The following is a 7,700-nucleotide window of genomic DNA, read 5'->3' as shown; positions in this document are numbered from 1 at the left end:
GACCAAGCCGCTACTCGGGACTTTTTTACAGCCGAACGTCCTGATCACGTATTCCTAGCGGCAGCGAAAGTTGGGGGCATTCACGCCAACAACACCTACCCAGCTGAATTCATCCAAGTCAACCTGGCTATCCAGACCAACGTGATCCACGAGGCGTGGCGGGCAGGAGTGACCAGCCTCCTTTTTCTGGGTTCCTCCTGCATATATCCCCGCGATTGTCCTCAGCCTATCAAGGAGACTTACCTGCTTACAGGAAAACTGGAGCCTACCAATAAGCCGTACGCCGTGGCCAAAATCGCCGGTATTGAGATGTGCTGGTCGTATAACCGCCAGTACGGCACTCATTACCGAGCGGTCATGCCCACAAACCTCTATGGTCCCGGCGATAACTTTCATTTGAAGGACAGTCATGTAATGCCGGCCTTGATACGCAGATTCCATGAGGCGAAGCTCGCTGGGGACGAGTCTGTTGAAATCTGGGGGACCGGCAAGCCGCGGCGGGAGTTCTTGCACGTGGATGACCTGGCGCGTGCTTGCATCTTTGTTTTAAGGCAGGAGGAAGAGGTCTACCGAGCCCACACAACTGCCGAGGCACCCCTGGTAAACATAGGAGCGGGCAAGGACATCAGTATCCGGGAGCTGGCCACGCTTATCAGGGATGTGGCGGGTTATGAAGGGGAAATTATTTTTGATACCAGTAAACCTGATGGAACTCCCCAGAAGCTGCTGGACGTTTCCCGGATGACCCGGATGGGGTGGACCGCTTCTATCTCACTGAAAGAGGGCCTGGCCTCCACTTATGCGTGGTTTGTCGAGCATCAGGACCAGTACCGGAGGTGAGCCCCCCACACGAGATCATCAAAGAGGGTAACCAATCCGTTCTGGCCGTATGCCGTCGCCTTCGGCTTCGGTTACCAGATTTCCGCTCTCTTATTGGCCTCAACTTGATCGGGCGATTCTTCCAATTTATCATCCCGAAGTTTCTAGTTCTTTTTATCGGTCTCAGCGCACTGGTATGGCCGCAGGAAGGAATCGTCTACTATCTTTCCCCGGGAGGTAACGACGCCTGGTCGGGGACCCTGCCCAGTGCTACTGAGGACAGCACCGACGGTCCCTTTGCTACCCTGAAGCATGTGAGGGGTGTGATCCGCGGCCTTCAACGCTCGGGCCGGATGCCTGAGGGTGGCGTCACTGTTTATTTGCGCGGTGGTGTCTATTATCTGTCCGAGAGTTTCCAGCTCACGATTGAAGATAGCGGTACACCGGCCTGCCCGATTATCTACCGCAGTTATGGAAATGAGGAAGTGCGCCTTAGCGGTGGCGTCGAGTTGGAGCCCACGACCTTTGAGCCGGTTCAACAGGCTGATCTGCTCCTGCGACTGCCTGAGGTGGCGCGCGACCAGGTTGTGCAAGTGGACCTCAGGTCGCAGGGTGTCACCGATTTTGGTGTCCTGGAATCCCGGGGTATGGGTCGGCCAATTGTTCCCGCCGCGCTGGAGCTTTTCTTTGACGACAAGGCCATGCCTATGGCGCGATGGCCGAATGAAGGCTGGGCGCAGATCAAGAGCGTACCAAAGGACTCCGGAGGCGGGAAGTTCACTTACCAGGGCCGTCGTCCGGAGAAATGGTCGAATCCAGGCGCGGTCTGGCTGCACGGTTACTGGACGAAGGAATGGGCTGATTCCTACGAGCAGGTGGCCAATATTGACTATCAGACCAGGCAGATTGCTACTCACGAGCCCCACGGGGTATACGGCTATGCTCCCAAGGGCCGGTATTACGCTTTTAATATCCCGGAAGAGCTCGACCGGCCGGGTGAATGGTATCTAGATACCCAGTCCGGCCTCCTGTTATTCTGGCCTCCTGAGCCTTTGGTTAATAACCGGCTGTCCGTCTCCATCCTGGAAGATCCCCTGATATTGATGGAGGATGTATCGCACGTGACTTTCCGTAACCTTATTATAGAAGTCTCACGGGGTCCCGGCCTCCTTATGCGGGATGGAGGTCACAATCTGATTGCCGGCTGCACATTCCGAAACCTCGGGAACCAGGCGGTTTCGATAACTGGTGGCGAGGATAATGGGGTGGTGGGATGTGATATTTACAGCACCGGAGATGGGGGAATCGTGCTAAGTGGCGGCGATTACCATTCACTGACCCCGTCAGGTCACTTTGCCTGCAACAATCACATTTATGACTACAGCCGGTGGGTGCGCACCTACCGTCCGGCGGTATCAATCAGTGGTGTAGGCCAGCGGGTTGAACATAATCTCATCCACAAGGGCTCCCATGCCGCTATTATTCTGGGTGGCAACGATCATATCATCGAGTATAACGAGGTCCATCACGTTTGCGAGGAGACCGGGGACGCCGGGGCTTTTTATATGGGACGTAACTGGACTTACCGGGGAAACGTGATCCGGTATAATTATTTTCATGATATAAAGGCAACTCAGACCCAGAGTGTGAAAACGGTTTATCTGGATGACTTCACCAGCGGCACCACTGTTAGCGGTAATATTTTTAAGGATGTGAGCTTTGCCGTGTTCATTGGCGGGGGCCGGGACAATGTGGTGGAGAACAATCTGTTTGTGAACGCTAGCCCAGCCATCTATGTTGATGAGCGGGGTACCGGTTGGGCGAAAGAACATGTAGCCGCAGGTGGAATCCTGCGCCAGAAATTGGAAGAGATAGACTACCGTACCCCGCCCTGGAGCAACCGCTATCCCGAGCTGGTCTCGATCCTTGATGACCGGCCGGAGCTACCTAAGGGTAACCTGATCCGGCGGAACGTAGCCGTCGGTGGCCAGTGGCTTCACCTTACGACGAACCCTGGCTACATGACCTTTCAGGATAATGATACCGCCTTGGCGCCGGGCTATCTGCAGCGAGAGGGGAGCGCTGTCAACCTTAAGGATGGCGCTCCCGCCTATGACCGGGGTTTCAGGCCCATACCTGTGCACGATATAGGCTTGTATCTGAACGGATATCGCAAATTTTTACCGAGGCCTGGAAAGGTCCCCTCTTCGGATCTTCATGACCACAAATAACAGGGGAAATATGCCCCTGAGAGCGTGCATTTTTCTTCTATCGTTGGTCATAGGAACGAGGATCATGGCCGGGACAGTATCCGGCGTGGTCGAGGACCTTCTTGGAAGGCCCTTAGGTGGTATTCGCGTGGCCTTGGTAATCGATGAACAAGTGGTTCAACGGGACACCACTGATCTGGATGGCAGTTTTACCTTGGCTATTCTCAGCGCCGAAGATCAAGTCCAGAGGGCTTCATCGTTTTATCTGGGACAGAATTATCCCAATCCTTTCAATCCTGTTACAACTTTCCACTTCAAGCTTTCAGAGTCGGGGCAAATCCGCATTTACAACCTTCTGGGACAGTCGGTCAACAGATCTACCCGGCTTGCGCCAGGCGCTTATCATGCCATATGGGGCGGGGTAGGTGATAACGGCATTCCGCTGGCAGCCGGAATTTATTTTTATCAGCTCCGTACCCTTTCGCATGTTATGACTCGGAAGATGGTGCTATTAGATCATGGCAGTGTTCAGGGTCTAGTTATTTATAGGGAGGGGGAAGCACAATCCCTGAGGAAAACCCCCGTTGCCATCCAAATGACATTTTCCCACCCCCTTGTGACCGACACAATCCTTACCATTCAACAACCTGTCGATACAATTCTTGTAGTCACCCTAAACCGCGGACCGATGGTGATTAGCAAATCGGTCGATACCACCTTGGCGGCAGGAGATACTCTTCGGCTTTGCCTGAACCGTTGGATTGATAACGATAGTGCCACCGATTTTTATCCAGGGCACCATTGCCTAGCCATCGTTGACGATACACTCCTTCAGTTCATAGCTGCCAAACCTGAAACCCTCATTACGTTCGTAGAGGCAAGAGACAGATACGATGCTTTTTTAAAAGATTCCCTCGGATTGGTTATCCGGGTGCCACAGACCGGCCAGCCGACGGTTTATGATGTGGTGATCTACGGCGGCACCTCGGCGGGAGTCATCGCTGCGGTTAATGTTACCCGTATGGGCAAATCGGTTATCATGATCGAACCGGGGAGGCATCTAGGTGGGCTTACTTCCGGTGGACTGGGCCAGACCGATATTGGCAACAAGCTAGCCATCGGCGGTACTTCCAGGGAGTTCTACCAGCGGGTATATCATTATTACGCCCAGGATAGTGCCTGGACCAATGAAGCTCGTCAGGATTACGGGCCCGCCAACGATTGGAATGATGAAGAATCCTGGTGGTGTTTTGAACCCCATGTTGCGGAATATATCTTTCAGGATCTGATTGTCGATACCAATGTACCGGTGATTTTTGGAGAGCGACTGGATTTGAACAAGGATGTTGAGAAGAAGGACAATCGGCTCACCGCTATCACTATGGAGTCGGGGCGTGTATTCCATGGCGAGATGTTCATAGATGCCACTTATGAAGGTGATTTGATGGCTAAAGCCGGAGTGTCCTACACAGTGGGCAGGGAGGCCAATGCTATCTATGGAGAAACGCTAAACGGAGTACAGACCCAGCAAGCTAAGTACCACCAGTTCTACTTTGATGTTGATCCCTATATCATTCCTGGAGATACTGCCAGTGGTCTGTTACCGGGTGTGCACGGTGATTCCCCGGGCCTGGATGGATCAGGGGACCATCGGGTGCAGGCCTATAACTTCCGAATGTGTCTCACTGACGTACCGGAAAACATGCGCCCTTACCCGAAACCTTCAGACTATGATACGCTGCGCTATGAGCTCCTGCTAAGGTATTACGCGGCAGGATTCGATCAGATTCCATGGCTGCCAGCCATGTTGCCTAACCGTAAAACTGATACTAATAATTCCCAGGGCTTTTCAACTGATAATATCGGGATGAACTACGATTATCCTGAGGCCGATTATGTGTCACGGGAAGAGATCGTACACGAGCACCTCAGCTACCAGCAAGGTTTGATGTGGACCCTGGCCAACCATCCCCGTGTCCCGATGGAGATTCGCATGGAAGTCAGCCGATGGGGATTAGCCAAAGACGAATTTGTAGACAATAACAATTGGCCCCACCAGCTCTATATCCGCGAGGCCCGTCGTATGATCGGCAGCTATGTCATGACCGAAAAGAATTGCCGTGGAGAGGAAGTGGCGCCAGAATCAGTGGGGCTGGGTGCCTATGGGATTGACTCGCACAATACCCAGCGCTACGTCGATGAGAAAGGCTATGTCCGCAATGAAGGGGATATCGAAATACACGGCTTCCCGCCCTATCCAATAAGCTACCATTCCATCGTTCCCAAGGCTGATGAATGTGTCAACCTGCTTGTTCCGATCTGTGTATCGGCATCCCATATTGCTTATAGTTCTATCCGCATGGAACCGGTCTTCATGATTCTCGGTGAGTCTGCTGCCGTGGCTGCCTGCCTGGCACTTGATGACGGGGTGGGCGTGCAACAGCTGGAATATGCTAGGCTGCAGAAACAGCTTCTCACCAATGGCCAAATTTTAGAGTAAGAATAATAGTGGCGGCCTTACAGATTAGGGGAAGCTGCCTGGATAGCCACCTGGTGCCATTAATGGTTGGGAAACGGAAAGCAGGATATTATCGGGATTTCGGATCAGTGTGTTGAGCGAAGGAAAGGTAGGTTTTCTGGAGGCCCTCATTCAGGCTGACCTTGGGTTCCCAGCCGAGTGCGGCCTTGGCTAATGAGGGCGAAAGTACACTGCGGCGCTGTTCTCCAGGCTTGGCCGGGCCGTAGCGGGGCTTAAGGTCAGTGCCGGCCGCCGCTGCTAGATGCTCATACAGAGTAACCACATCCGTCTCGATTCCGGTCCCTACGTTGAAGGTGATGGAATCGGTATAATCCAGGGCCAGTACATTGGCTTCGACAGCGCCGTCTACGTACACGTAATCCCTGGTCTGTAATCCGTCGCCGTTGATAGTGACCTGTTCTCCCCTGGTAAGTCGATGGGAGAAAATGGCCACCACGCCCGCCTCGCCGAAGGGATTCTGCCGCGGGCCATAGACGTTGGCGTAGCGCATGATGGCGGTTTGGAGCCCGAATTGGACCTGGTAGTAGAAGAGGTATTTCTCACAGGCCAGTTTGCTGATGCCGTAAGGCGAAATGGGATTTGTCGGATGGTCCTCAGCAGCCGGGAAGGATTCTTGCTCACCGTAGATGGCACCACCGGTTGAGGCAAACATGAATTTGATTACGCCGGTCCGGATGCTGGATTCCAGAAGATTAATCGTACCCAGAATGTTGACCTGAGCATCGAAAGCGGGATCGTCCACCGAATGGCGGATGTCCATCTGGGCGGCATGATGGTTCACGACATCGAATTTGTACTGCTCAAATATTCCCGGCACAAGGTTGTTATCTCTAATATCGCCTTCAATAAAGTCGGCCCCCGCCGGGATATTCTCCCGCCTGCCAGTGGAGAGATCGTCCAGAATCACGACCTGGTGCCCCAGTTCCAGGAACTTTTCCGCTACATGGGAGCCAATGAATCCGGCACCGCCGGTTACGAGAATGCGCATTTTTCCCATTCTATTAGTACATATAACGCCGGTTTCCCCGGATAACTCAGCCTATCAATCCTTGTATTATACAGCGTTATCACCAGAGATTTTCCGGGATTCAGATCAAAATTGCCAGGCATCAATCATGAAGGACTCAGAAACGAGACGTCATATCCCGGGATATGGAAATTGTAGTAGAAGGCTAAGGTGTAGGATGTTTTGGTAACGTCTCCCAGTTCATTTGCCTCGGGTTTAAAAGGATTGAATCCCGCATTAGACCAGCGGATATGGCTTACGCCAATTTCCACCCACAAGCTCGGCAAGGCTTTGGGGAGGACCTTACGGTCAATTGTCAGGTTAATAGTCTGGAGGGTCTCCGTTTTTCCGGAGAAACGGTCATAGGACATACTACTATATTGGTCTTCCAGCATCGGTTTTGTTAGCTCCCCACGTTTAGCGTAATTGAAGCTCACCATAAAGTGGGATCCCCAAAAAGGGAAGTCATAAGCAGCATACAAGGCCTGGGCGTGAGGTCCGATCCAATGTCCGACAGGGTACTCGTGGCTGTAGTATTCGTTCGCGCTGTAACGATGCCGGTAGATGCGGTGGTCGGTCCAGGTAGCTTCTAATACAAAGCGGTCGTTGGGGGCGAGGATGGATTGCCAGTCGATTCCCCCCTGCCAGGCAAACCAGTTGCGGTTAGTCTCCTTGAAAGTTTCCTGGGGACGCCACTCGTCCACCAGGAATTCAGCGTACAGTTTTAGATCCGGTTTAAGGTTTACGGCCAGGTCAGCCGACATCAGGACATTATCCCTGTCGCCCAGATAATGTTCAGCGGAGAAATATAGGACGAAGGGCATCAGGTACATGGTTTCCATACCTCTGCCTCCATAAACAACCGACTCGGTCAGGCCGAGCGTTATCAGGGGCGTTAGTGAAAATTCAGCGCGATGAGTGGCCAGGTAGCGCTTCAGGTGAACAACTCGTTCTCCCAGCAGGCCGGCAGACTGGGTTTGCAGGGTATCTTCGATTCCACTGAATAGATCGGCGTGAGTGTAAATAAATCGAAGCCGCCTGTTCGGCTTCCATTCGAAGCCGAACTGAGGGTAGGTGGGAGCTTTTTGTGAGATAACGATGGAATGAAGCGCCGGCCCCCACTTGG

Annotated in this window: 5 protein-coding genes; 3 read left to right on the top strand and 2 right to left on the bottom strand. The window is 53.0% G+C overall.

Annotated features, from left to right (window positions below):
- From ACETWG_00140 to ACETWG_00130, 3 genes are all read left to right on the top strand, one after another.
- On the top strand, positions 1 to 840 hold an 840-nt coding region (locus ACETWG_00140; protein MFB0514998.1), incomplete at its 5' end, for a GDP-L-fucose synthase family protein.
- Positions 837 to 3,050, top strand: a complete 2,214-nt coding sequence (locus tag ACETWG_00135) for a right-handed parallel beta-helix repeat-containing protein (protein ID MFB0514997.1) — start codon at positions 837 to 839, stop codon at positions 3,048 to 3,050. The genes ACETWG_00140 and ACETWG_00135, both read left to right, overlap by 4 nt.
- Before the next feature lie 64 nt (positions 3,051 to 3,114).
- Positions 3,115 to 5,529 (top strand): FAD-dependent oxidoreductase, encoded by a 2,415-nt coding sequence (locus ACETWG_00130; GenBank protein ID MFB0514996.1) that lies wholly within the window; start codon positions 3,115 to 3,117, stop codon positions 5,527 to 5,529.
- A gap of 88 nt (positions 5,530 to 5,617) precedes the next feature.
- Here the strand turns inward: ACETWG_00130 and ACETWG_00125 are convergent, their stop codons facing one another.
- Complete coding sequence (locus ACETWG_00125) at positions 5,618 to 6,556, bottom strand: NAD-dependent epimerase/dehydratase family protein (GenBank protein ID MFB0514995.1); 939 nt, start codon at positions 6,554 to 6,556, stop codon at positions 5,618 to 5,620.
- Positions 6,557 to 6,681: 125 nt separating this feature from the next.
- Positions 6,682 to 7,700 (bottom strand): capsule assembly Wzi family protein (locus ACETWG_00120; protein MFB0514994.1); only part of this gene is annotated, 1,019 nt, incomplete at its 5' end.

This window comes from Candidatus Neomarinimicrobiota bacterium (assembly GCA_041862535.1).
GTDB lineage: Bacteria > Fidelibacterota > Marinisomatia > SCGC-AAA003-L08 > TS1B11.
This window is presented reverse-complemented; position numbering and strand designations above follow the sequence as displayed.

Bases quoted from the DNA above. Each gene is read 5' to 3' on its own strand.
- ACETWG_00125 (MFB0514995.1), bottom strand. From the start codon at position 6,556: ATGCGCATTCTCGTAACCGGCGGTGCCGGATTCATTGGCTCCCATGTA.
- ACETWG_00130 (MFB0514996.1), top strand. From the start codon at position 3,115: ATGGCCGGGACAGTATCCGGCGTGGTCGAGGACCTTCTTGGAAGGCCC.